Here is a 23,010-nt window from a genome sequence, read left to right on the forward strand (position 1 = left end):
AGTACTAGGGTTTAGTTTTTAACTTAAAAGTGAGAAATAATGTTTTTAGATTTAATTCAAAACAACAACCGCTCTGTTTATAGCTACTTAGTTGGCGGTATTAGTCCACGACCGATTGCATGGATAAGCACCCTAAGTAATGAGGGGGTAAGCAATATTGCACCTTACTCTTTTTTTACCGTAGCAAGTTGTCAGCCTGCAGTGCTAAGTGTGACTCAAGTTAACCCCAGTGATAAAGCCAATAAAGATACACTGACAAATTTACTAGCCACCAAAGAATGTGTGGTTAATATTGTTAGTCATGCCTTAGTAGAGCAAATGAACCAAAGCTGCGCTAATTACCCTAATAATGTCAGTGAGTTTGATGAGGCCAGCATAGAGAGAGTCCCAAGCCAGTTAGTTAATCCGCCGAGTGTTGCAGCTTCAAAAGTACGCTATGAATGTAAGCTTCGAGAAGTGATCACTATTTCAGATAAACCAAGCGGTGGCAAAATGATGCTCTTAGATGTAGTGGGAATTTTTATAGATGACGCCACGTTGGTAAATGGCTACATAGATCCGATACGTTTAGATGCAGTAGGTAAAATGGGCGGCGATTACTTTAGCACCACCAAAGATAAGTTTGTACTAAAACGCCCACAACTTTAAAGGTGAGCGTTTTAATTACATCAGGTTAAACAGCACGCTATTTACTCTGTTTTTGGTAAAAAAAGTGCACTAATTGCACCCAAAAATCCTAACCCACTGTAAAGCAAAATAAGCTCTGCGGTTGATAAAAACGATTCTAATAAGCCTATACTGCCTAACATCAGTAATAAAACCCCAATAACGGTATTACTAACCGACACATAATCGGTGCGTTTGTTACCCTCTGCCATATCGACGAGGTACGTTTTTCGCCCTAAGCGTACTCCTTGGTGCGCAACTGAGAGTAAAAAGTACAAAATAGGCATAGCCCACCAATTTAGTAGCAGCTCGTTATACCAAGTTGCAATAACAAATACAGCCAGCCCATTAATGGTAACCAAAGTGGCACTAAGTACCAGCACTCGCTGGCTAGATAAGTCACTTAAGCGCCCCCAAATCGGCGCTGAGACTAGGCTTGCAAAGCCGGAAACGGCAATAAAGGTGGCAAGTAAAGAAAATTCAAACGACTGTTTACTGGCTAAAATAATATAAAAAGGGGCACTCAATGCTGAACAAAGCAGTAAGGCACGTGTAATAACAAAATGCGCAAACTGTTTGTCTTGGTATAAAATTTTTAACTTTGAAAACGCGTGCAATAGGCCATTATTCGCTCCTTCGGTAGCGCCACTATATTCGTTAATTTGTGCATAAAAAAACGCGGCAATCAGCCACATTAATGCACCCAGCAGTAAAGCGATGATCACAATGTCTTGATCTTTTTGCTGTGAAAAAAACCACATCAAGAGACCAAACGTTAAGGTGGCAAAACCGGCAATGCTCGCAGCAAGCCCGCTAATATTACCGCGTTGCTGTTTAGGAATAACTTTGCCCAGCACATCTTTTGCAGCGACAGAGTTAAACCCTCTGGCAAGGCTAAATAAAATTAATAAGCCAATAATAGCGTAGCCTGCTTGTGCGCCCTTGAGGGTAAACGCCACCGCAACCATGGCTAAAATGCATCCTGCTTGCATCACTGCACCTATTACCCATACCCATTTACGAACGAGGAGTTTGCGAATAACGTTAGCAATAGCAAGTTGGGGCAGCAATGAACCCGATTCTCTGATTGGTACTAACCAAGCAATAAAACTCGCTGGTACATTTAAGCTTTGCATTAACCATGGCAGCGTTATTTTGGGGTTGAGTAGCGCATCGGCAAATTTACTAAAAAGCTGGCTAATGAGTAAAATAATAAAATTACCGGGTACTTCCTGACAGGCATTGTCGTCGATGGCCTTGCAAGCTCGGGCGTCTTCTTCATTGTTTAAGCGTTTATAGATTTGTTCTTTTGTCAGTTTTTTCACAATTAATAACTACGCTATCAGTGTAAATATTTAGATATATTAAGATGGTATGCTTAACTTTTCTACTGTTGGGATTACAAAGTCATTTTACCTGCTAAGAATAAAGGAACCCCAAATAAACAACAAAAAAATCAGCTAAGCGCTGATTTTTTGTTTGTACTAAAGCAGCGTCTTATTCAAAATTACGAGCACTGTGGCGCTCTGCCATTTGTTCTTCTTCTGGGCCCCAAGTACGATTAACACGGCGGCCTCGTTTTACACCTGGGCGCACAGCTATTTGCTTAGCCCAACGAACCACATGGGTATAAGATGCAACATCTAAAAATTCGGCGGCATCATATAAGTCGCCTAATACCAGTGAGCCATACCATGGCCATATTGCAATGTCGGCAATTGAATATTCGCTGCCTGCCATGTATTCGTTGTCACTTAAATGGCGGTTTAGTACATCTAGCTGACGCTTAGTTTCCATGGTGAAACGGTCAATCGGGTATTGCATTTTGGTTGGCGCATAGCTGTAAAAGTGACCAAAGCCGCCACCTAAATAAGGCGCCGATCCCATTTGCCAAAACAGCCAATTACGACATTGTGTTTTAGCTTGAAAATCATTAGGAATAAGCGCATCAAACTTTTCGCCAAGGTATTGTAAAATAGCGCCTGATTCGAATACAGGGGTTGCTGGTGTTGTAGAGTGATCCATCAACGCAGGTATTTTTGAGTTTGGGTTTATATCAACAAAATCAGAGCCAAACTGGTCGCCTTCACCAATATTAATTAAATAAGCATCGTACTCAGCCTCAGTAATACCAAGCTCTAATAGCTCTTCAAACATAATACTGACTTTTTGCCCGTTGGGGGTCGCTAATGAGTAAAGCTGAAATGTATGTTTGCCAATAGGCAGTGTTTTATCGTGAGTTGCACCTGCAATTGGGCGGTTAATGTTTGCAAATTTACCGCCACTTTCATTGTCCCATGTCCATACTTTTGCTGGGGTGTAGTCGTTGTTATCACTCATAAATAGCCTCTAATAGTTTAAACGTGCGTATTTGCTTTGCCCGTTGTTGCTTTTAATTTATCTGCTTTTGCTAATTTATACCCTAAAAAGAATCCACTAAGTGCGCCAAACAGATGGCTTTCAAACGAGATGTGAAACCGCTGTGGTAACACGCCCCAAATAAAGCCACTGTATAAAAAGGCCACCACCACGGCTATAAAAATAGATTTAAAAGAACGTCTTACAATGCCATAGCATAAAATAAATCCCCATAACCCATAAATAACGCCACTTAAGCCGACATGAATATTGCCACGAGCAAACATCCATACCAGTAATCCACCGACTAATGCGGTGAATATAAATACACTATAAAAACGCTTTACGCTGTATTGGCAAATTAACCAGCTTAAAACAATGAAGGGCAGCATATTACTAGCAAAATGCCACCAGCTACCGTGTAAAAAGGGAGCGCAAAGAATACCAACCAACCCTTGAATACTTCTGGGATAAATACCTAAACCATTTAAACTAATGCCTGGCAGGCTATTAATTAGTTGCAACACAAAACAAATAGTCACAATGCTTATAATGGCAAAACGGGTGCTGCTAAGTAACGACAAGGTGGATGGTTTATTTTGCATACGGTGCCCTTATTTATATTAAGAGTGGCCAGTATAGGAATAGTGGTGAGTAATGAAAAGCAAATTAAAAAGCACAGCGATTAAACTGTGCTTTTTATACTGATTAATTGTAATTAACCAAGCTTGGTAAGTAATTTTTTAGCTGCTAGCTCAGAGCTTGCTGGGTTTTGACCAGTGATCACTAAACCGTCTTCAAGCGCAAGCACGCCCCAGTCGTCAGTTTTTTGATAGTCACCACCTTTTTTAATCAGCTCGTCTTCGACTAAAAATGGAACTACATCTGTTAATTGTACAGCGGCTTCTTCAGTGTTACTAAAGCCGGTAACTTTTTTACCCGCAACCAATGCATTGCCATCAGCATCTTTTGTATTTAAAAATGCGGCACTGGCATGACACACAGCTGCCACTGGCTTTTGTAATTTTACAAAATCTTCGATGAGCGAGATTGAATCCGTGTTATCTACTAAATCCCATAATGGGCCGTGGCCACCTGGGTAAAATACCGCATCAAAATCAGAAGCATTCACTTCACTTAGCACTTTTGTGTTTGCCATTAATGCTTGCGCTGCACTGTCGTTGTCGTAACGCTTGGTAGCATCAGTCTGGAAGTCGGCTAATGTACTGGTTGGGTCGATTGGTGGTTGGCCACCGTTTGGTGAAGCTAGAGTGATTTCTGCGCCAGCATCAACAAATGCATAATAAGGGGCGGCGAATTCTTCTACCCAAAAACCTGTTTTTTCACCGGTGTTGCCTAAGTCAGCGTGTGAAGTAAGTACCATTAATATTTTCTTAGCCATTATTTTTTCCTTCTGATGATTTAAAGTTGTAATCATTGCTTAGCAGTTACTATATGCACTAACGTAACTTTAAACAACGATGATAAATTTAACTTTATTGATTTAATAATTGATACAATAGTTTAAGGCTACAAGTAGGATGCAGTGATGAAAGTTTCGTTTGAACAATTAAAAAGTATGGTGGTGTTTGCACAAATAGTTGAGCAGGGCAGTTTAACTGCAGCGGCAAAGCAGCTAGGGTTAACGCGAGCAGTAGCCAGTTACCATTTAAAAAAGCTAGAAACGCAACTTGAAGTAACCTTGCTTAACCGCTCAACACGTACCATGGCGCTTACTGAAGCCGGTATGGCTTACTATGAGCGCTGCCGCGTTATTACCGAGCAAGCCAATGCTGCTAATCAACAAATAGAAAATATAAAAAGTGAGCCTCAAGGATTATTAAAAATTAGTTGTCCGGTTAATGTGGGGATGCAATTAATTGTGCCTGCAATTAATACCTTTAAGCGCCAATACCCCAAAATTGATATAGATTTACAGTTAACTGATGATGTGGTGGATATTATTAAACACGGGTTTGATTTTGCAATTAGAGGGGTTGCGCTGCGCGATTCAAACCTACAGGCAACTAAGTTAACCACAATGAGTACCTGTATTTGTGGCGCGCCTGATTATTTTGCGCATTATGGCAAGCCTACTACGCCCGATGAATTAGCACAGCATCAGTGGGTGGTTTATCAGTTAGGGAGCAAAACCTTGACCTTGCAAAAAGACGGTAAAAAAGTCGACATTACCATGCAAGGATCGCTCAGTACTAATAATGCCGCAGCACGGACTGCATTTGTGGAGGCAGGACATGGCATAGGGCGTATACCGCTATACGATGCATGGCCAAAAGTACAAGCGGGTTTGCTGCAAATTATAATGGACGACTACAAAAGCAAAGACATTGAGTTGTATGGGGTTTTCCCGCCAGGGGCGACGGGATCTAAAAAGTTGCGTTTGTTTATTGATTATTTAAAAGCGTACTTTGTAAAACAGCATACGGCATTAGGTATGCGTAAGGGCTAGCGCTCGGTTAAATAAGGCAACAGCCTGTTGATACATTGCTATAGCGAGAGCTGCATCGTATCGCTCGCCTTCATCACGCATAAAGGCATGTTGCGCGTTAACTTCTTGCCATTGGTAATTTATACCAGTACGAACAGCTTGCTGGTATATTTTGTCTCGGCCATCTTGTGGAACATGGGGATCTTGTTTACCCCAAATAAAATGAATTTCACCGAGTATATCGGCCATGCGTTCAAACGAGTTATTTCCGGGTTGTGCGGGCAGTGTATTACTGTGTATATCGGTGGCGTATAAACAAAATGCAGCTTTTATAAGTGGGTTTAATGCGGCTCTGTAAGCTAAATGCCCACCAATACACACTCCCATAGCCCCAACATTTCCTGAACAATAACTCTGGCGTTTTACAAAGTCGATAAGGCTTTGCGTATCGCTATCATGATGCTCTAAAGGTTTAGCCCATTTATCGCTATTACCTTTATTTTTACCTTCGTCATCATAAGCAAGCACTGTCCCAATTGGGTTAAGCTCATGAAATACTTCTGGCACAAGTACGATAAATCCATGACTGGCTAAAATAGCTGCACTACGGGCAATGGGTGCCGTTTGCTGAAAAATTTCAGAATAAAAAATAATGGCAGGGTATTGCCCCGATGTTTGTGGGCGGTAAATGGTAGTTCGCATTAACCCTGTAGGCGTTGGTAAGTCAGCGTTATGGTGTTGAATGATCATAAAAGCGCTCAGTAAAATGAATATAATAGCTGAGCGCGGTAAAATAAACGAATTTTGCTACAAATTAACTAACCTAAACTGTGCTTAAATAGCGGCAGGCATTTTATTGCAGCTGGCGTAATAGCTAACTGTAGCTGGCCAGTCAGAAAATATACCGATTACACCAACCTCTTTTGCAAGTACATCAACCACTGTCATCATGTCACCATCGTTATCTATAACATCACTAATTGACTGGTAATAATAACCACCGCCGTTATTTAGCGGCCCAGATCGTTCAAGACTCCATGCAATAATATTAAGCCCTGCGGCTTTAGCATCAATAGCGTATTGCGATGGTACAATATTATTTTCGTTATCTATGGTTAATAGCACCCAAATTGGTGGAGCAATAATTTTAACGCCGTCATTAAAAAGCGCAGCCATACTAGGCTGCCATGTATCGGCGTTATTAGGGTCAAACCCTGCATCGCTATCTCGGCCATCTAAATAGACGCTTTGCGTTGCAAACGCGGGGTTGGTGTTAATCCAATATTTTACGTCATCTAAATTAAACGATTGCGGAAAAACCCGCTCAGCGGGTACGTCCATTTGCGTGTATTCATCTAGCATTTTTTGCGCGTATTGCTGTTGTGTCATACCATCAAAAGGCATGCTCACTTGAGGCGATTTAAGCTCTGGCGTCATTTTTACCCCTAGCTGTTTAAATAGCGCAATACTTTGTTTGTGGGTCATTAACGTGCCGCTACTTGCATATAAATCAGTGCGCCAGTTTGGGGTGCCTTGTAAATATTCAGCAACGCTGCTTGCTTGAGGATTAGCACCATCCATTTTACCTTCAAGGGTTAAAAATTCCGCCAGGCTAATGTCACTGGTACAACATTTAGCAGAAGCAGGCGTGCCACTGTTCGAGTCTGCTGATGTAAAGGGCACACTGCATTTAGCGGCAAGTTCTGGAATAGCTAAAATATTAGTGGTGGTATGTAAATCGCATTGTGAATGGCGACATACCAGCTCTTTGTCATTAGTAAAGGTGACATCGCATTCAACAATACCGGCGCCCATACGAGCAGCCGCTATGTATGACTCTTTAGTGTGCTCTGGGTATTGCATGGGGGCACCACGATGGCCGATTGAAAAGTCAGTACGATAAAAAGCACCGTCTTTGCACGATGCTAATTTTGTTTTTAGTGCGCCGTCGGCCATATCCTCAATTAAGTAGTCGGGGCGAGTACCTAGTTGAATATTAGTGCCATGCGCCACTTCAACAATAACCGGGGTAGGAACCTCAACAATTTCAACCTCAGTGTTAGTAACAACCACTTCTTTTTCGACTATTTCAACATCATCATTGCAGCCAGTAAGTGCAGCTAACAATATACAGGCAGTGAATAGGGGAAGTCGCTTCATTATTTGTCCTTAAAAATAAAAGTAACCCCTACCTTAACCCTAAACAGTGACAATCAAACGACAGCGGGATTAACTTTTCGCTTTGTTAATAGTTGATTGACCACTAATGCTAGTAACATAATAGCAGCACCGATTGTTAATCGGGCTATGTCCGCATCTCGATTCCAAATAAGTACATTAACAATAATGCCGGCAGGAATAAGCAGGTTATTCATCACCGCCAATGCACCAACATTAACCAGTGTTGCGCCTTTATTCCACATAAAGTAGCCCAAACCTGAGGCTATAATACCTAAGTAAATAAGAATGCCCCATTGCGTTGAGCTGGTAGGTAATTTCTCGGTATTGCCAAACAGCGCATAGCAAGCGCTGGCTATAACAAGCGCACCAATAAAAAACCAGCCAAATACGGTTTTGTCATCCAGTTTTTGATTAACCATTAAACGCTTGTAGCTTACTTGCCCTGTTGCAAAACTAATATTAGCGCCTTGAACTAATAATAAGCCAAGTAGAAAGTCGTTGGTTAGGTTTTCATACCGAATGGTAATAGCCCCTAACACGGCAATAAAGGCAACAATAAAAAATTGCCAGTTGAACTGTTTATTCAATGCATCGTTTAAAAGCGTAATGTAAAGCGGCGTCATTACGGTGAATAACAGCACTTCTGGTACGGTTAAAAATAAAAATGAGTGGTAATAAAAGCCGTACATAATCCCTAGCTGCAGTGCACCTATTAGCATCAGTTTGCACACAAGGGGGAGAGGGGTTTTCTTTAAAAACGGCAAAAACACTAAGGTAGCTAAAGCCACACGGATTAACACACTGAACCACGCATCAACTTGGCCTGCTAAATACACACCAATTAAACTAAACGAAAAGGCCCAAAGTAAAGTAACGGCAAATAAATAGCCCATAGTATTGTTTGCTCCAAACTAAAAATGCGAGTGTATACCACAACGGGTATGAAAGGGAGGGCTCAGCAAGCTAAGCCCATTAGTTGATTTACTGTTGTGAGCTAACGAATTGCTTGGCTTGTGCTTTAAGGTTTTCCAATGCGGCTTTATCGTAATAGCGATTGTGGCTGATCACCCCTTGTAATGATTGGGTATTACGCACGTTGATTAATGGATTGCTATCTAAAATAATAATATCGGCCACTTTACCAACCTCTAAAGAACCAAACTGTTGTGCTTTATCTAAAAAAGTTGGCCCTGCTTGGGTCGCACTGTGTAGTATTTGTTGGGGGGTAAGGCCATAGTCACTAAAAATAGCCAGCTCTTGATGAAGCGACAGCCCAGGGTAAATATAAGAATTTAAAAAGCCTGCATCGGTGCCCGCAATAATAGGCACACCCGCCTCTTGTGCCCAAGGTAGTAGTTGAGCGGTTTGAACAAAGCGTTGTTTGCGCGCTTTTATTTGTGCGGGGGTATCTTTATTTGCTCGATCAACACGCCACTGGTAGGTGTCTTTTAAACCTTTACCTAAGTAATTTAAAAACTCATCTTGCTGGTGGCTATCTTCGTCAATATAAGCGGTAACTTGGCCGCCAATTAAGGTTGGTACAACCGCAGTGTTATTTTTGGCTAAAAGACGGTACTTTTTCATTGCGGTGTCTTTATCTATGTTATCCATCACAATGGGTAAGGCGCTGCGATAGCTCAGTTCACCCGCTTTTACTTTAGCTGAAATATCATCTTCGTTTTTAGCTGCCGCCTTGAGTAAATAAGTCATATGCTCTATTGCGTCTAAACCTGCGCTAGATACATCAGTAACGGATAAAGAAAACGGAATATGACCTGATATTTTGTAACCACGCTTTTTAACTTCTTTTACTGCTTGTAAATAAAGTTCTGGAGTTAATGCGCTATCAGTAATTTTAACAAAGTCGACATTCATCGCATCTAGTTTATCAATAGCTGCATGCATTTCTTGGGTTGTTTCAACCTCAAGATCGCCTGGCCAAATAGAGTCTTTACCCTCTAGTTTTGGTCCTGAGGTATAAATAGTGGGACCTATTAGCTCACCTTTAGTTATTTGCTCACGCCAGCTTAAAACCGAGGGGCTTAAATCGGCTGCCGCATCACGCACCGTAGTAACGCCGTAGGCTAAATATAAAGGCAGCAATTGTTTGTTTTCTTCAATTAATGCGTCGCCACCGCCAAAGTGTACATGCATATCCCAAAGGCCTGGCATAACAAAGCGCCCTTGAGCATCTATTTGTGTAGTGGCATGGTAATTTAACTTAATAGCGTCATCGCCACGGGCAATAATTTTAGCATCGGTAATAGCAATAGTTTGATTGGGGATCACCACTGCATTTTTAATATCAACCACATTGGCATGATGAATGAGTAGGTCGACATGTTGTTTTTCATTAGCAAAACTCAATGTACTTAGTAACAATGAGAATGGGAGTAGGAGAGTGTATTTCATAAAGGCACCTTAATTTTTTATTAAGGTTAACATGGGCAAGCTAGGTTGTGAGTAAGTTTGAGTTTAAGTGTGTTGTAAATCAGCTAAAGTGTTTGATATACATAAAATAAAAGCCCGCGAGCGGGCTTTTATTAACGACATTATGGTTTATTAGTCAACTAAACCACGGCGCTTAAGCAATGCGTCAGTCGTTGGTTTTTGGCCTCTAAACTCAATGTAGCTTTGCATTAAGTCACGGCTGTTACCTTTTGATAGGATTTCTTTACGGAACTTATCGCCATTTTCGCGCGTTAAGCCACCGTTGTTCTCCATGTGAGCAAAGGCATCAGCGGCGAATACTTCAGTCCATAGGTAAGCGTAGTAACCTGCTGAGTAACCACCTGCAAAGGTATGGCTAAAGTAGTTTGATTTGTAACGAGGTGGTACAGGGTAGTAATCAATACCGTGTGCCTTTAATGCCTCACTTTCAAACTGTTGTACATCAGCTACTTTCTTATCAGAACCAAATGAGTGCCATTCCATATCCAGTAGTGCTGCAGCTAAATATTCAGTGGTACCAAAGCCTTGGTTGAATTTTTGCGACTCAAGTACTTTATCAAGTAGTGCTTGAGGAATTGGCTCACCTGTTTTGTAATGCTTAGCGTAGTTAGCTAATACACTTGGCTCAATCATCCAGTCTTCATGTGCTTGTGATGGAAATTCAACAAAATCACGCGCTGTAGCAGTACCCGCTAGGCTTGGGTATTTAACGTCAGAGAATAAACCGTGCGCTGCATGACCAAACTCATGGAACATAGTCGACACTTCGTCAAACGTCATTAGCGTTGGTTCGCCTTCAGCTGGCTTAGGAATATTTTGCGCATTATAAATAACCGGTTTAGTGCCCTTTAAGCCGCTCTGACTTACATATGCACTCATCCATGCACCGCCACGCTTACCTTCACGTGCATACGGGTCCATGTAAAATAAACCAATTGCGCTGCCATCGGCATTAAATACTTCAAATGCCATTACATCATCATGGTAAACCGGTAGGTCTTTACGCTCTTTAAATGTAATGCCGTAAAGCTTTTCCATTGCAAAGAATAAACCGTTATGAATAACCGATTGCATTTCAAAGTAAGGCTTAACTAAGGCTGGATCTAGGTCGTATTTTTCAGCACGCACTTTTTCTGCGTAGAAAGACCAATCCCATGGCTTAAGTTCAAAGCTTTCGCCCGAATCGTTAATTACTTTTTGAATCGCTTTTGCTTCTGCTTGCGCTTTTTCCACTGCTTTTGGTGCAAGGTCATCTAAAATACCGTACACGTTATCAGTAGTTTGCGCCATGCGTGAAGTCATTACATACGAAGCCCAATCTTTAAAGCCTAACAGTTCTGCTTTTTGTGCACGTAAGTTAGTTTCTTTAATAATAATAGGGCCGTTGGTTTTAGCTGCACGATTGGTTGACGCTTTAAAAATTTGCTCACGAAGCTCGCGATTTTCAAGGCTTGCTAAGATTGGCTGTTGCGTGGTGTTCACTAGGGTGATCATGTAGCCGTCTTTGCCGGCTTTTTTAGCAGCAGCTGCAAGACCTGCAATTTCACCTTCAGATAAACCAGCTAGTTTGCTTTTGTCTGTTACTAAAATGACGTCTTCTTTAAACGATTTTAATACGTTTTGAGAAAACTCTGTTGATAGCTTTGCAAGTTCAGCGTTAATTTCACGCATTTTTGCTTTTTCAGCATCGTTTAATTTAGCACCGGCTTTAACAAACTGTTTGTAGTAAAAATCAACAAGGCGTTGATCTTCAGCGCTTAATTTATCTTTGTTGTCGTATACTGTTTGTACACGAGCAAACAATGCACCGTTTAGGTAAATGTCATCAGAGTGTGCAGAGAACACAGGCGCCATTTTTTTATCAATCCGTTGGTACTCATCGTTAGAGATAAGACCTGATAAGTTGTAAAAGGCAGCTGATGCGCGGTTTAATAGCTCACCTGCAAGTTCCATTTCTACCAGCGTATTTTCAAAAGTAGCTGGTTCTGGGTTATTGGCAATTGCCATAATTTCTGCATTATGTTGTGCAATACCTGCATCAAATGCGGCTTCGTATTCAGTGGTACCAAACTTATCAAACTCAGGAGCCATGTATTGTAATGGGCTTGGTTTAAATAATACATTGCTTGCATTGATATCTTGCACTTGTGTTGTGCTTTGTTGTTTTGTTTCTTGAGTGCTTTCAGAAGAACAGGCAGATAATAAAAGTGCACTAGCAATCGTAGTGGCGATCAGTGTTTTACGCATAATAACTCCATAAAAATAGTAGCCGAAATAGGCTTTTCGAGTCGAAAACCCAGTTAACTTACCAAATTTTGACTTATATACAACAAAGTTTATCGATTTAAAGCGGGATTTAAACGCAAATTAGATTATATAAGCTCGATATGTAGATAAAAACAGCAGTAAAAATCATCAATAAAGTGTATACAGCCTTAGCAAGCACCGACCACAATACAAAACATAAATGCAAGTAGCGGGGTTCAGAGTGCTTAATTGGGTGGTTATTTTAAATTTGTAAATATAGATTTAAGCTAGCCACATGCTAAACTTGGGGTATTACTAGCACATAAAAAACAATTATTTGCGTGCGACTTTATACATGGAAAATCAATGAACTTAGAACAAATAAATCACATTCTCGCCTTCGTATTGTTTAGCTACAACGACATTCACATTACCGTAGCAAAAGTCATTCAAGTCCCCCTTATTTTGTTTACCATGTGGTTTGTAGTGACGCAGATTGGCAAGTTAATTAAAAAGTCATTATTAGCTCGAAAAATGAGCCCTGATGCTGTGCATTTATTTACGCGTTTTTATTTTATTTTAAGTATTGCGATTTTGCTTTTTACCTCCCTCGAAGTGCTTAATATTCCACTAACCGCCTTTGCGTTTGTATCGGGCGCAATTGCTATTGGTGTAGGCTTTGGTGCGCAAAACATTATTAATAACTTTATTAGTGGTTGGATACTAATGTGGGAACGGCCAATTCGTATTGGTGACTTTTTAGAAGTTGGCACTGCCAAGGGAGTGGTTGAAACTATTAATACTCGCTCTACCCGTATTCGTAGAAACGACGGTGTTCATATGTTGATACCCAATAGCCAGTTATTAGAAAACACAGTAACCAACTGGACGCTAATTGATGGCAACGCGCGCTCATCAGTGAGTGTTGGCGTGGCTTATGGCTCTGATGTATTGCTTGTTAAAACGTTAATTCAGCAAGTGTTAGATGAGCATGAGGCAATATTAGCAACACCTCAATCAACCGTATTATTTGATGACTTTGCAGATAGTTCATTAGTTTTTAATGCTATTTTTTGGGTCTGCGCTGAATCAGAAACTCGCTTAAGGCAAGTGCGCAGTGATATTCGCTTTAGTATTTATGAGGTGTTTGAACAGCACGATGTGGTTATTGCATTTCCGCAGCGAGATATTCATATAGATGGCGAAATCGCATTGACGCGTTCTTTAGTTAAAAAGTAGTATTTAAAAAAATCGTCACATTATTTTCTATATTTTTTAATGATTCATTGTAAGGACATATGTCCGCCTTTTGTGCTTTTTGTTGTTAAAAAGGCAGTAAAAGAGTTGATAGTGCCGTTAAGTGTTAAAAATAAGTTTACTTTTTTAGGGCTCAATATGCGGTAAATTAATTACAGCATGGTATAATCTGGCGCATTCAATCAGCCTTATTTATGCCGTTTTTGTACTCTCGGTAATAAGGTCCGCGCCGCATAGAGCAAGTCGCGAAAAATTGACTGAATCCGTAATTATTTAATTGCGCAACACATCAACCGTTGAACAAGAGTGCACTAAAAAGGTTAACCCCGACATGAAAGCAATGAAAAGATCTACGTTAGCAACCCTTATCAATGCAACGTTGTTCTCTGCCGTAGCAGGTACGTCAATTTCAGCCGTAGCTGCTGAGCAAGAAACTACTGCTAAGAAGAACCAACTAGAAGTTATTCAAGTTACTGCTCGTAAACGAGTAGAAAACGCTCAAGAAGTACCTGTTGCTGTTTCAGCCCTGCAAGGCGATAGCTTAGATGCTTACAGCTCAGCTGGTATGGATATTCGTTTTATGAATGCGAAAATCCCAAGTTTATCTATTGAATCTTCATTTGGCCGTTCATTCCCACGCTTTTATGTACGTGGTCTTGGTAACACTGATTTCGATTTGAATGCTTCGCAACCAGTGTCACTTGTGGTTGATGAAATTGTACAAGAAAACGCAATCTTAAAAGGCTTCCCGGTATTTGACGTAGCACGTGTTGAAGTGCTTCGTGGCCCACAAGGTACACTATTTGGTCGTAACACACCGGCTGGTCTAGTTAAGTTTGATACTGTTAAACCAAGCCAAGAATTTGAAGGTTATGGCGCTGTTTCTTACGGTAGCCGTGGTGCTGTTGACTTTGAAGGTGCTGTTGGTGGTTCATTAACAGATCGTTTATCAACACGTGTTTCAGTACTTTGGCAAGATAAAGACGATTACATTGATAATCGTGCACCAGGTTTTGAGCAAAAAGATGCTTTAGGTGGTTACACTGAACAAGCAGCCCGTATTCAATTTTTATATGAAGGTGACGATTTCACTGGATTATTTAATTACCATGTTCGTGATTTAGATGGCTCTCCAATTGCCTTTCGTGCTAACACTATCAAACCTGGTACTAACGATTTAGTTGATGGTTTTGAAAATGACGTGGTGTATCACGATGCCGCATCTCGTGCGACGCAGCAAGTGGAATCGCAAGGTGCAAGCCTTAAGCTTGAGTGGGACTTAGCTAATCATACAGTAACGTCAATTTCTGGTTGGGAAAGTGCAGAAATTTACTCTCGTGCTGACATCGATGGTGGCTACGGTGGGTTCTCTATCAATGATGTTCCAGTTGCAATGGGCCCTGGTTTTATTCCTTTCTCTTCAGAAAGTGCTGATGGTATTCCAGATCAAGACCAATACACGCAAGAACTTCGCTTATCAAGCAACTTTGCCGGTGACGTAAATTACCAGGTGGGTGTTTTTTACTTCGACGAAGCATTAACGATTGAAAACTTTAGCTATGATACAGCCAATAATGGCGTATTAAACGGTTTTGTTAGTCAGCAGCAAGATACTAAAGCATGGGCTGTATTCGGCTCAGTTGATTACACCATTACTGATGACTTGAAAGTAACCGCGGGCCTTCGTTATTCAGACGATGAGAAAGAATTCTCAGCAAATCGTACGCTTAGCCCTGTAGGTGGTGCTGCTACTTACATTGAAAAAAATGTTAGCGATGATCACGTAAGCTGGGATTTATCAGCTAACTACAAAATCAACGATGACGTAAACTGGTATGGTCGTATTGCTAACAGTTTCCGTGCACCAAGTCTTCAGGGTCGTATCTTATTTGGTGATGAAGTAACCGTTGCTGATTCAGAAACTGTTACGTCATACGAGACAGGTATTAAATCTGATGTGTTAGATGGCCAAGGCCGCGTAAATGCAACCGTATTTTATTACACTATGGATGACCAACAGCTAACTGCTGTAGGTGGTGGTGCTAACTTTAACCGCCTATTAAATGCTGATAAAACAACTGGCTACGGTTTCGAAATTGATTCTGAGTGGGTGTTAACGGATGAACTAAATGCAACGTTTAATTTAAGTTACAACAAAACAGAGCTTAAAGACAAAGATTTAGCCGTTGCAGTGTGTGCACAGTGTACTGTTACTGATCCTACCTTCCAAGTACCAGGTGCATTTGGTCCTGAAGATCGTGCTATTTTAGATGGTAACAGCTTACCGCATGCACCAGAGTGGATCTCTAACATCACACTTCGTTACACTAAAGAACTCGCTGAAGGTGATTTCTTTGCTTACGCTGATGTGTCGTACCGCAGTGAAATTGACTTTTTCTTATATGAATCAGTTGAGTTTGAAGGTAAGCCACTAACTGAAGTTGGTCTACGTGCCGGTTATGCATGGGCGCAAGGCGACTACGAATATGAAGTATCAGCATTCGTGCGTAATATGTTTGACGAGCAGCAAGCAATTGGTGGTGTTGATTTTAACAACAATACAGCCATGGTTAACGAAGAGCGTTATATTGGCGCTGAATTTAAAGTTAACTTTTTCTAATCGATAAATTTAACGTTAAATTGTAATTATTGATAAAAGCCTGCCTAGTGCAGGCTTTTTTATTTTTGTAGAGCTGCTAAAGTAGCGCCCATATGTTTATTAAAGAGAAAAAGTAATGGCTGGATTTTGGAATTACCGTGTAATTTATTGTGAAGCAACCAAAGATGAAGCGGCGCAATATCAAATACACGAAGTGGAATATAACTTAAATGGTAAAGTAACTAACTGGTCAGAGACTGGTGCAGCACCATTTGGCACCACATTAGATGCGTTAAAAGATGATGCTGAGCGCTTAAAAACCGCCTTCGAAAAGCCGATACTTAAAGTAATGCGCAAAGCCCGAGGTTATGAGTTAGTTGATGTAGATACCGGCGAAGACGCTTATGCTGAGCCGCCAGCAGGTTTGGCTGAGTAACACAAATTATTAAAAGGTGCCTAGGCACCTTTTTTATTACCCAAAGTTTAGGTTAAATAACCAGGAGAAAAGTATGTCAATTGAAGCGGTATTATTTGATATGGATGGCACTTTAGTTGACTCGGAAAGTGTGCACTATAACTGCTGGAGCCAATTACTTGCGCCTTTTGGTGTGTGTTATAAAGAAGATGATTTTTGTCGGCGCTTTTCGGGACGTCCCACTATTGACGCTGCAAAGGAAATAAAACAAGTTCATAACTTGTCTGTAAGTAGCCGCTATTTAGCGGATGAAAAATATCGTTTATTTAGTGAGTACGTTAAAACCAATTTACCGCCTTTAATGCCTTATGCTGAAAATGTTCTATTAGCGGCTAAAGAGCAAGGTTTAAAAATGGCGTTAGTAACAGGCAGCGCAAGGCATGAAGCAGAGCCAATACTAAAAGGATTAGGGTTTTATGATTTATTCGATACCGTGGTAACTAAAGATGATGTAATTAATCCAAAGCCTGCCGGTGATCCCTATCTATTAGCACTTAAAAGTATGCAGGTTGCTGCACAAAATGCGATTGCCGTTGAAGATACTCTCACCGGTGTAACCGCAGCGAATAATGCTGCTTTAGCTGTAGTCGCTATCGCTAATAAACATACACAGGAGCATGATTTTAGTAAAGCAACACAGCAAATGCAAAGCCTTGAAGAATTTTGGCAATGGCTTCAATCTCAACTATAGTTTAAGCCATATTAAAATTTGCAAGGATGCAGCAATGGTGATGATTAAAGCAACGCTGTTTACTTTTTTAATCCTTTTTAGTGCTAGCTTATTGGCGCAATTGCCTCCAGTGCAACTTGCTAATGTTTACGATGAAACTAAGCATGAGGATATTCGCCAATATTTGGTGAGTGAAAAGTTTGATGGAGTTAGAGCAATCTGGACGGGAAAGCAGTTTGTAACCCGTCAAGGCAACTCCATAAACCCGCCTGAGTGGTTTACCGCTCCTTTGCCAGATATTTGGTTAGATGGTGAGTTATGGACCAAACGAGGTCAATTTTCTGTACTCAGTGGTATTGTCAGAACAAAAATACCCAACGATTTGCAATGGCAAACCGTTACTTATCAGGTGTTTGATATGCCAGATACAAGCATGCCTTTTCACCGTCGTTATCAAAATTACTTGTCACTTATTACTAAGCTAAATAGTCCCCATATTAAAGCGGTTAAGCAATATCAATTTAGCGACAATCAGCAACTCAGTAATTATTTTAATCAGGTTACTAAACAAGGCGGCGAGGGCGTTATGCTTCATTTAGCAGAGGCTAAGCATACAACTGGTCGCTCTAGTGCATTGTTAAAACTCAAGCCTTATTTAGATGCCGAAGCGTTAGTGATTGAACATTTACCGGGTAAAGGTAAATACGCAGGAATGCTTGGTGCATTGAAAGTACAGACAAAACAAGGGCTGACATTTTCTATTGGTACGGGTTTTAGCGATAAAGAGCGAAAGTATCCGCCAGCTATAGGCGCAACAATTACTTATCGATACCACGGGTACACTAAAAATGGCTTGCCGCGTTTTGCCAGCTTCTTACGGGAAAGACCCGAAAAATAACGAGTGTAGGCCAATTCAGTATATATTTTTTAGCAATTATGCTAAATTGCGCGGCCTTTTTAGTGATGTTTGGTGATCTATGTTCGTTGGTTTTGATTATGGTAGTTCTAATTGTGCTATGGGTGTTTTAAACGAAGAGCGTGTTCAGCTCATTCCTTTAGAGCAAGGCAAACATTATCTTCCATCAACGTTATACACACATCATAGTGCCTTAGTCGTTGATTTTGTAGCGCAGCACTTGCAGGGCTCAGAGCATGAGCATGGCTATAAAACCGCGCGCCAACCATTACTTAATACGCTTGCGCGAATTAAATCAGACCTAGACCTACAAGCCGGCGACGAGACTCTATTCATCGGCCGAGAGGCGATTAGTGAATATGTGCAATTTCCTGAAGAAGGTTATTTTGTAAAATCCCCTAAATCATTTTTTGGCGCTACTGGTTTAAAGCAAGGACAAATTAATTTTTTTGAAGATATTGCCACTGCAATGATTTTAAAAATAAAACAACGTGCCGAATCATCGTTAGGGTATACGCTGAGCCAAACTGTTATTGGTCGCCCAGTGAATTTTCAAGCGGTTGGTGGTGAGCAGTCAAACCAACAAGCCGTGGGTATTTTAACACGCGCAGCAAACCGAGCCGGCTTTAAAGATGTGGAATTTTTATATGAACCACTTGCCGCTGGGATTGACTATGAAAGTGATTTAACGCAAGACCAAAAAGTGCTGGTAATTGATATTGGCGGTGGTACAAGTGACTGTTCATTTGTACAAATGGGGCCCAGCTTTAGAAATAAACAACAGCGAGATGCAGACTTTTTAGTCACATAGCGGAAAGCGAGTAGGCGGTAATGATTTAGATATTGCTCTGAGCTACCATGGTTTAATGCCGTTACTTGGCTTAGGCAGTACTTTTAAATCGGGTTTACCATTACCTAATCAGGCATTTTGGCAAGCATGTAAAATTAACGATGTGAATTTACAAAGTCAGTTTTATAGTGCTCAGCATTATCGTGAACTGAGTGCACAGCTACGCGATGTGAGTGCTCCCGATTTATATAAACGTCTCATCCATTTACAGCAAAATAAGCAAGGGCATCAATTAGTTCAACAAGCTGAAGCGGCAAAAATTGCACTAAGCTCGTCTGAAAGCTTTAATTGTGATTTAACATTTTTAGATTCATCACTTGATAAAGATATTTCTATTAATGAATTAGCATTAGCCGTTGACGATAGTATTAGCCAAATAGTGACATTAGCAAAACAGGCCATTGCAGATGCTAACACCACCCCAGATGTAATTTATTTAACGGGTGGTAGCGCGCAATCACCACTGATCAAAGCGGCTTTAAAAACCCACTTAGGCGACATTAAAATGGTTAATGGTGATCACTTTGGCAGTGTTACCGCAGGCCTGACTAAATGGGCGAATATGCTTTATAAATAAGCGGCTATAAAGAGATTTGTCGGGTTGCGAGGTACTTTTCGTAATCTGGCAAAGAACGCTCAAATTCGGTGTCCATAAGTGGTGAGCTTAGTAACATATCAGCGCTTACTTCATTACAGGCAACAGGAATGTTCCACACCGCGGCCAAACGAAGCAATGCTTTTACATCGGGGTCGTGCGGCTGAGAAGCCAGAGGATCCCAAAAAAAGATTAACACATGAATTTCATGTTCCGCTATTTTAGCCCCTAGCTGCTGATCGCCACCCATAGGTCCACTGAGTAATTGCACGACATTCAAACCAGTGGTTTTTTCTATTAAATGTCCGGTTGTTCCAGTACCGTATAACTTATGTTTACTTAACATTGGGGTGTGTTTTTCACACCACAATTTTAACGCGGCTTTTTTTCCATCATGTGCAACAAGGGCTATGTTTTTCTTAGCTGGAAGAGATTGTATTTTTTGGTCCATGCTGATTCTTATTAGTTAGAGTAATAAATTGATAGCCAAGGCAATAAATACAATGCCTGTGAACCTATCTATCCAAAGTTGGCTATTAGGGTGACTTTTAAAAAACTGGGCTATTTTATCGCCGAAATAAATATACGTGCAGTCGATAGGAAAAGCAAAGATTGGATACAGTAGCCCAAAAAACGCCAGCTGAAAGGTCGCCGAGGATAAGCTAGGGTCAACAAATTGTGGGATAAAAGCAATAAAAAACAAAGCGGCTTTTGGGTTAAGTACTTCAGTCATCATAGCTTGAAACATCACGTTTTTGTTTTTACTGGTGGTAACATGAGGCTTATCGTCTTGCTCGCAAATGGGGGGCTTGAAGGTGCCTTTAAGCATCATAAACCCTAAGTAACATAAATAGGCTGCTCCTGCATATTGCACGCTGGCGTAAGCCGTTTCAGAGGCCTTTAATATAGCGCTTAAACCGACAACCGCAAAAAATGTATGTACTACGCCACCTAACGCAAAGCCAAAAGCACTCTGCATACCTGCTTTTCGCCCATTTGCAAAAGTTTGCGCCATTAAAAACGCGTTTGATGGCCCAGGCGCAACGGCCATTAAAAAGCTAGCGAGTAAAAATGAGAGCAAAAAGTCGGGGTTGATCATTAAATAGTACGAAAAAGAAGTGGTAAGTGATTTTATCAAGCAATGAGGAAAATAAAAAGCGGGCATATTGCCCGCTAAGTTGAGGATACTAAGTTGTTATAAAACTAGTCGTTATGCTTTTAAACATAATGAAGTGCTAAATTTATTAAAAACTAACGGTGATATTATTTGAACACACCGTAGTGCTCAGCGCTTCACACACTTGATATGTATAGGTGCCGCCACCCTTAGTATTAATGCTGTCGGTGTAGGCATTAGTATTTGCAGTGGTAATGACTTTGTTACCATTGCGGTAGATATCAACTTGGCTTGTTGCCGCGCCATTCCAACTTAAATCAACAAATTTAGTGCCTTTTGATTTGTAACCTGAAGCGCTAAGAGAGATAGCATCTACGCCTGGCTCTGGATCAACACCACCAGTATCGCCACCCGCACAGCCGTTTGCTGTAAGGTAAGCATCAGCGTCAGCCGCTTTTACAATACCGTAGCCAAAGTAATCATCACGACCAGCAGCCCCTTGATCTTGCGCAGTTGCCTTTAACGCATCGCGAATTTCTGTGCCTGTACAGTCACTATGATTAGACCATACTAGCGCAGCAATACCTGAAACCGCAGGAGTTGCCATTGACGTTCCACTCATAAAGCCATAATCAGTTGCGCCAATATTAATTGTCACGTTTGTACTAGCAACTAATGCGTTACGATCTTCAAATGCAGCGCCTACAGCGGGAATTGTAGTATCGTTGGTATCACCTAGTGTTGCGTATAACATGCCAGCTTCATTGTTGATAATAACCGCACCTACACCGCCTGAGTTTTCACAGTTAGCGACTTTGTCATAAAATGAAATAACGCCGCGGTCAATCATACATACTTTACCAGCCGCCGCTGGATCAACTGTTTCGCCAGTTCCCATAAAGTAGGTACTCGCAGTGATTTGACCTGCATTTTCCATTGCTGATGAATTATATGCTGTGCCATCAGCCGACATACTCGCTGCTGTTGCCATGCCCGCAGGGTAGGTCGATAGAGTATCAACACCACCAGCAGTTACTTCAACACAAATTGTTTCATCATTAGTTGCGCGTTTACCACGGCCAGATGAACAGCTTGGGAATTGTGAAAAGTCAGCAATTTGATTATCGGCATCATTAGCGCCGACCATCATCACCGATGAGTAGCCCGCAGGATAAGAACGTACGTTATTACCATCGTTACCCGCTGCAGCAACTACAAGGCCGCCAGCATTAGTAAAGTTAGCAAACGCATTTGACTCTGTACTGTTTGAGCCACCGCCCCCTAAGCTCATGCTAATAATATTTGCACCTGCTTGAGAACATAAATCAGCCGCTTGAGCTAAATCAGATGAGTAACCCCAACCCGCTTCGTTAAATACTTTAATAATGTGCATTGCCACACCCGGTGCCATACCCACAACACCGAGGTTATTATCTGCAGCACCAATCGTACCGGCGACATGCGTCCCGTGTGGACCGCCATTATCAAACCAATTTCCAGTACCGCTGTCGTTATCGCCAGTAATGTTACCCCAAACAAAATCAGGGTTTGAGCTATCTAAGCCTGAATCGATAACACATACTTTCATACCGGCATTGGCATCAAAAGTAACTTGATCAACCTGTGATTGATAAACCGCATATGGCGTAATTTGTTGCTGCATGGCATCACCTACATCATCGTTAAATAATGACATAGGAACGCGCTTATGATCTTCTTCAATGAGTTTAATATGCGGGTTGTTAAGCAGGCCTTTTAAGCTACTTAAATCTTGTCCAGTAAACTTGGCTGCAATGAATCCATTGCCATCTACTTTAATGTCACCACCTAGTTTTTTAGTCAGCGCTTTAACAACACCTTTTTTATTATTATCAACTTGGATGATGAAGCGATCGTTCGCAGCTTGGGCAGCACCTGCTGAACAAATACCAGAGAGAACTAATGCTAAGGCGAGTTTATTCTTTTTCATATTATATTATCCTAGAATTAATTGGTTAACTAATTGTTAACTTTAGCAGACAGTAAAATAATATAAAGCAGAAAACAAGCTATTTTATCTACAAAAACAAAACTATTTAACTTTAAAGCAGCCAGTATTAAACAAAAAATATACATTTGTATTTGAATTAGGGGCGGCTAATCAGGTAAAACCTGAATTAGCCAAAATTGAAGAGTAATA

Annotated in this window: 19 protein-coding genes and 1 pseudogene; 8 read left to right on the forward strand and 12 right to left on the reverse strand. The window is 41.0% G+C overall.

What is annotated here, in order from left to right; all coding sequences use genetic code 11:
• Window positions 1-39: 39 nt before the first annotated feature.
• A complete protein-coding gene (locus tag P20439_RS03465; protein ID WP_008464665.1) occupies window positions 40-648 on the forward strand; it encodes a flavin reductase family protein in 609 nt (202 codons plus the stop codon).
• 41 nt (window positions 649-689) lie between these two features.
• Here the strand turns inward: P20439_RS03465 and P20439_RS03470 are convergent, their stop codons facing one another.
• From P20439_RS03470 to P20439_RS03485, 4 genes are all read right to left on the reverse strand, one after another.
• Complete coding sequence (locus P20439_RS03470; protein ID WP_008464667.1) at window positions 690-1,991, reverse strand: MFS transporter; 1,302 nt, start codon at window positions 1,989-1,991, stop codon at window positions 690-692.
• A 172-nt stretch (window positions 1,992-2,163) separates the two neighbouring features.
• Window positions 2,164-3,006, reverse strand: a complete 843-nt coding sequence (gene yghU, locus P20439_RS03475) for a glutathione-dependent disulfide-bond oxidoreductase (RefSeq protein ID WP_008464671.1) — start codon at window positions 3,004-3,006, stop codon at window positions 2,164-2,166.
• Between the two features lie 17 nt (window positions 3,007-3,023).
• Window positions 3,024-3,629 carry a rhomboid family intramembrane serine protease gene (locus tag P20439_RS03480; protein WP_008464672.1) on the reverse strand — a complete coding sequence of 202 codons (606 nt, stop codon included), beginning with the start codon at window positions 3,627-3,629 and terminating at the stop codon, window positions 3,024-3,026.
• Window positions 3,630-3,742: 113 nt separating this feature from the next.
• Window positions 3,743-4,426, reverse strand: a complete 684-nt coding sequence (locus P20439_RS03485) for a type 1 glutamine amidotransferase domain-containing protein (RefSeq protein WP_008464673.1) — start codon at window positions 4,424-4,426, stop codon at window positions 3,743-3,745.
• A gap of 147 nt (window positions 4,427-4,573) precedes the next feature.
• On the opposite strand from P20439_RS03485, the gene P20439_RS03490 reads away from it, so the two are divergent.
• Window positions 4,574-5,494 carry a LysR family transcriptional regulator gene (locus P20439_RS03490; protein ID WP_008464674.1) on the forward strand — a complete coding sequence of 307 codons (921 nt, stop codon included), beginning with the start codon at window positions 4,574-4,576 and terminating at the stop codon, window positions 5,492-5,494.
• Here P20439_RS03490 and P20439_RS03495 read toward each other — a convergent pair.
• The 5 genes from P20439_RS03495 to P20439_RS03515 form a co-directional block, all read right to left on the reverse strand.
• Window positions 5,474-6,223: a dienelactone hydrolase family protein gene (locus P20439_RS03495; protein ID WP_008464675.1), complete on the reverse strand. Its 750-nt coding sequence runs from the start codon at window positions 6,221-6,223 to the stop codon at window positions 5,474-5,476. The two genes, P20439_RS03490 and P20439_RS03495, sit on opposite strands and share 21 nt — an antisense overlap.
• Before the next feature lie 84 nt (window positions 6,224-6,307).
• Complete coding sequence (locus tag P20439_RS03500; RefSeq protein WP_008464676.1) at window positions 6,308-7,633, reverse strand: glycerophosphodiester phosphodiesterase family protein; 1,326 nt, start codon at window positions 7,631-7,633, stop codon at window positions 6,308-6,310.
• A gap of 53 nt (window positions 7,634-7,686) precedes the next feature.
• Window positions 7,687-8,547, reverse strand: a complete 861-nt coding sequence (locus tag P20439_RS03505; RefSeq protein ID WP_008464677.1) for a carboxylate/amino acid/amine transporter — start codon at window positions 8,545-8,547, stop codon at window positions 7,687-7,689.
• Between the two features lie 88 nt (window positions 8,548-8,635).
• Window positions 8,636-10,066: an amidohydrolase family protein gene (locus tag P20439_RS03510; protein ID WP_008464678.1), complete on the reverse strand. Its 1,431-nt coding sequence runs from the start codon at window positions 10,064-10,066 to the stop codon at window positions 8,636-8,638.
• 150 nt (window positions 10,067-10,216) lie between these two features.
• Entirely contained in the window at window positions 10,217-12,352 is a 2,136-nt protein-coding gene (locus P20439_RS03515) for a M3 family metallopeptidase (RefSeq protein WP_008108778.1), read from the reverse strand.
• Window positions 12,353-12,718: 366 nt separating this feature from the next.
• On the opposite strand from P20439_RS03515, the gene P20439_RS03520 reads away from it, so the two are divergent.
• The 6 genes and pseudogenes from P20439_RS03520 to yegD all read left to right on the forward strand — a co-directional run bounded on the left by P20439_RS03520 (window position 12,719) and on the right by yegD (window position 19,696).
• Window positions 12,719-13,591 (forward strand): mechanosensitive ion channel family protein, encoded by an 873-nt coding sequence (locus tag P20439_RS03520; protein WP_008108776.1) that lies wholly within the window; start codon window positions 12,719-12,721, stop codon window positions 13,589-13,591.
• A gap of 349 nt (window positions 13,592-13,940) precedes the next feature.
• A complete protein-coding gene (locus P20439_RS03525) occupies window positions 13,941-16,229 on the forward strand; it encodes a TonB-dependent receptor (RefSeq protein WP_008464679.1) in 2,289 nt (762 codons plus the stop codon).
• 115 nt (window positions 16,230-16,344) lie between these two features.
• On the forward strand, window positions 16,345-16,644 hold the full coding sequence (locus P20439_RS03530; RefSeq protein WP_008109576.1) for a hypothetical protein: 300 nt from the start codon (window positions 16,345-16,347) through the stop codon (window positions 16,642-16,644).
• Between the two features lie 73 nt (window positions 16,645-16,717).
• A complete protein-coding gene (locus P20439_RS03535; protein WP_008464680.1) occupies window positions 16,718-17,374 on the forward strand; it encodes an HAD family phosphatase in 657 nt (218 codons plus the stop codon).
• Window positions 17,375-17,408: 34 nt separating this feature from the next.
• Window positions 17,409-18,251, forward strand: coding sequence for a DNA ligase (locus tag P20439_RS03540; protein WP_008464681.1), 843 nt, complete (start codon window positions 17,409-17,411; stop codon window positions 18,249-18,251).
• A gap of 79 nt (window positions 18,252-18,330) precedes the next feature.
• Window positions 18,331-19,696 (forward strand): annotated as a pseudogene (gene yegD / locus P20439_RS03545) (molecular chaperone).
• Between the two features lie 4 nt (window positions 19,697-19,700).
• On the opposite strand, the gene P20439_RS03550 reads toward yegD, so the two are convergent.
• The 3 genes from P20439_RS03550 to P20439_RS03560 all read right to left on the reverse strand — a co-directional run bounded on the left by P20439_RS03550 (window position 19,701) and on the right by P20439_RS03560 (window position 22,800).
• Window positions 19,701-20,165: a methylglyoxal synthase gene (locus P20439_RS03550; RefSeq protein WP_008464686.1), complete on the reverse strand. Its 465-nt coding sequence runs from the start codon at window positions 20,163-20,165 to the stop codon at window positions 19,701-19,703.
• 15 nt (window positions 20,166-20,180) lie between these two features.
• Window positions 20,181-20,813: a LysE family translocator gene (locus P20439_RS03555; RefSeq protein WP_008464687.1), complete on the reverse strand. Its 633-nt coding sequence runs from the start codon at window positions 20,811-20,813 to the stop codon at window positions 20,181-20,183.
• A 145-nt stretch (window positions 20,814-20,958) separates the two neighbouring features.
• The gene (locus P20439_RS03560) at window positions 20,959-22,800 is read right to left on the reverse strand and encodes a S8 family serine peptidase (protein ID WP_008464688.1); all 1,842 of its coding nucleotides are present in this window, start codon (window positions 22,798-22,800) and stop codon (window positions 20,959-20,961) included.
• Window positions 22,801-23,010 lie beyond the last annotated feature (210 nt).

The organism is Pseudoalteromonas sp. BSi20439 (assembly GCF_000241165.1).
Classification (GTDB): Bacteria; Pseudomonadota; Gammaproteobacteria; order Enterobacterales; family Alteromonadaceae; genus Pseudoalteromonas.

Coding starts and splice junctions, on each gene's coding strand:
- P20439_RS03465 (WP_008464665.1), top strand. CDS start 40: ATGTTTTTAGATTTAATTCAAAACAACAACCGCTCTGTTTATAGCTAC.
- yghU (WP_008464671.1), bottom strand. CDS start 3,006: ATGAGTGATAACAACGACTACACCCCAGCAAAAGTATGGACATGGGAC.
- P20439_RS03480 (WP_008464672.1), bottom strand. CDS start 3,629: ATGCAAAATAAACCATCCACCTTGTCGTTACTTAGCAGCACCCGTTTT.
- P20439_RS03485 (WP_008464673.1), bottom strand. CDS start 4,426: ATGGCTAAGAAAATATTAATGGTACTTACTTCACACGCTGACTTAGGC.
- P20439_RS03490 (WP_008464674.1), top strand. CDS start 4,574: ATGAAAGTTTCGTTTGAACAATTAAAAAGTATGGTGGTGTTTGCACAA.
- P20439_RS03495 (WP_008464675.1), bottom strand. CDS start 6,223: ATGATCATTCAACACCATAACGCTGACTTACCAACGCCTACAGGGTTA.
- P20439_RS03500 (WP_008464676.1), bottom strand. CDS start 7,633: ATGAAGCGACTTCCCCTATTCACTGCCTGTATATTGTTAGCTGCACTT.
- P20439_RS03505 (WP_008464677.1), bottom strand. CDS start 8,547: ATGGGCTATTTATTTGCCGTTACTTTACTTTGGGCCTTTTCGTTTAGT.
- P20439_RS03510 (WP_008464678.1), bottom strand. CDS start 10,066: ATGAAATACACTCTCCTACTCCCATTCTCATTGTTACTAAGTACATTG.
- P20439_RS03515 (WP_008108778.1), bottom strand. CDS start 12,352: ATGCGTAAAACACTGATCGCCACTACGATTGCTAGTGCACTTTTATTA.
- P20439_RS03520 (WP_008108776.1), top strand. CDS start 12,719: ATGAACTTAGAACAAATAAATCACATTCTCGCCTTCGTATTGTTTAGC.
- P20439_RS03525 (WP_008464679.1), top strand. CDS start 13,941: ATGAAAGCAATGAAAAGATCTACGTTAGCAACCCTTATCAATGCAACG.
- P20439_RS03530 (WP_008109576.1), top strand. CDS start 16,345: ATGGCTGGATTTTGGAATTACCGTGTAATTTATTGTGAAGCAACCAAA.
- P20439_RS03535 (WP_008464680.1), top strand. CDS start 16,718: ATGTCAATTGAAGCGGTATTATTTGATATGGATGGCACTTTAGTTGAC.
- P20439_RS03540 (WP_008464681.1), top strand. CDS start 17,409: ATGGTGATGATTAAAGCAACGCTGTTTACTTTTTTAATCCTTTTTAGT.
- P20439_RS03550 (WP_008464686.1), bottom strand. CDS start 20,165: ATGGACCAAAAAATACAATCTCTTCCAGCTAAGAAAAACATAGCCCTT.
- P20439_RS03555 (WP_008464687.1), bottom strand. CDS start 20,813: ATGATCAACCCCGACTTTTTGCTCTCATTTTTACTCGCTAGCTTTTTA.
- P20439_RS03560 (WP_008464688.1), bottom strand. CDS start 22,800: ATGAAAAAGAATAAACTCGCCTTAGCATTAGTTCTCTCTGGTATTTGT.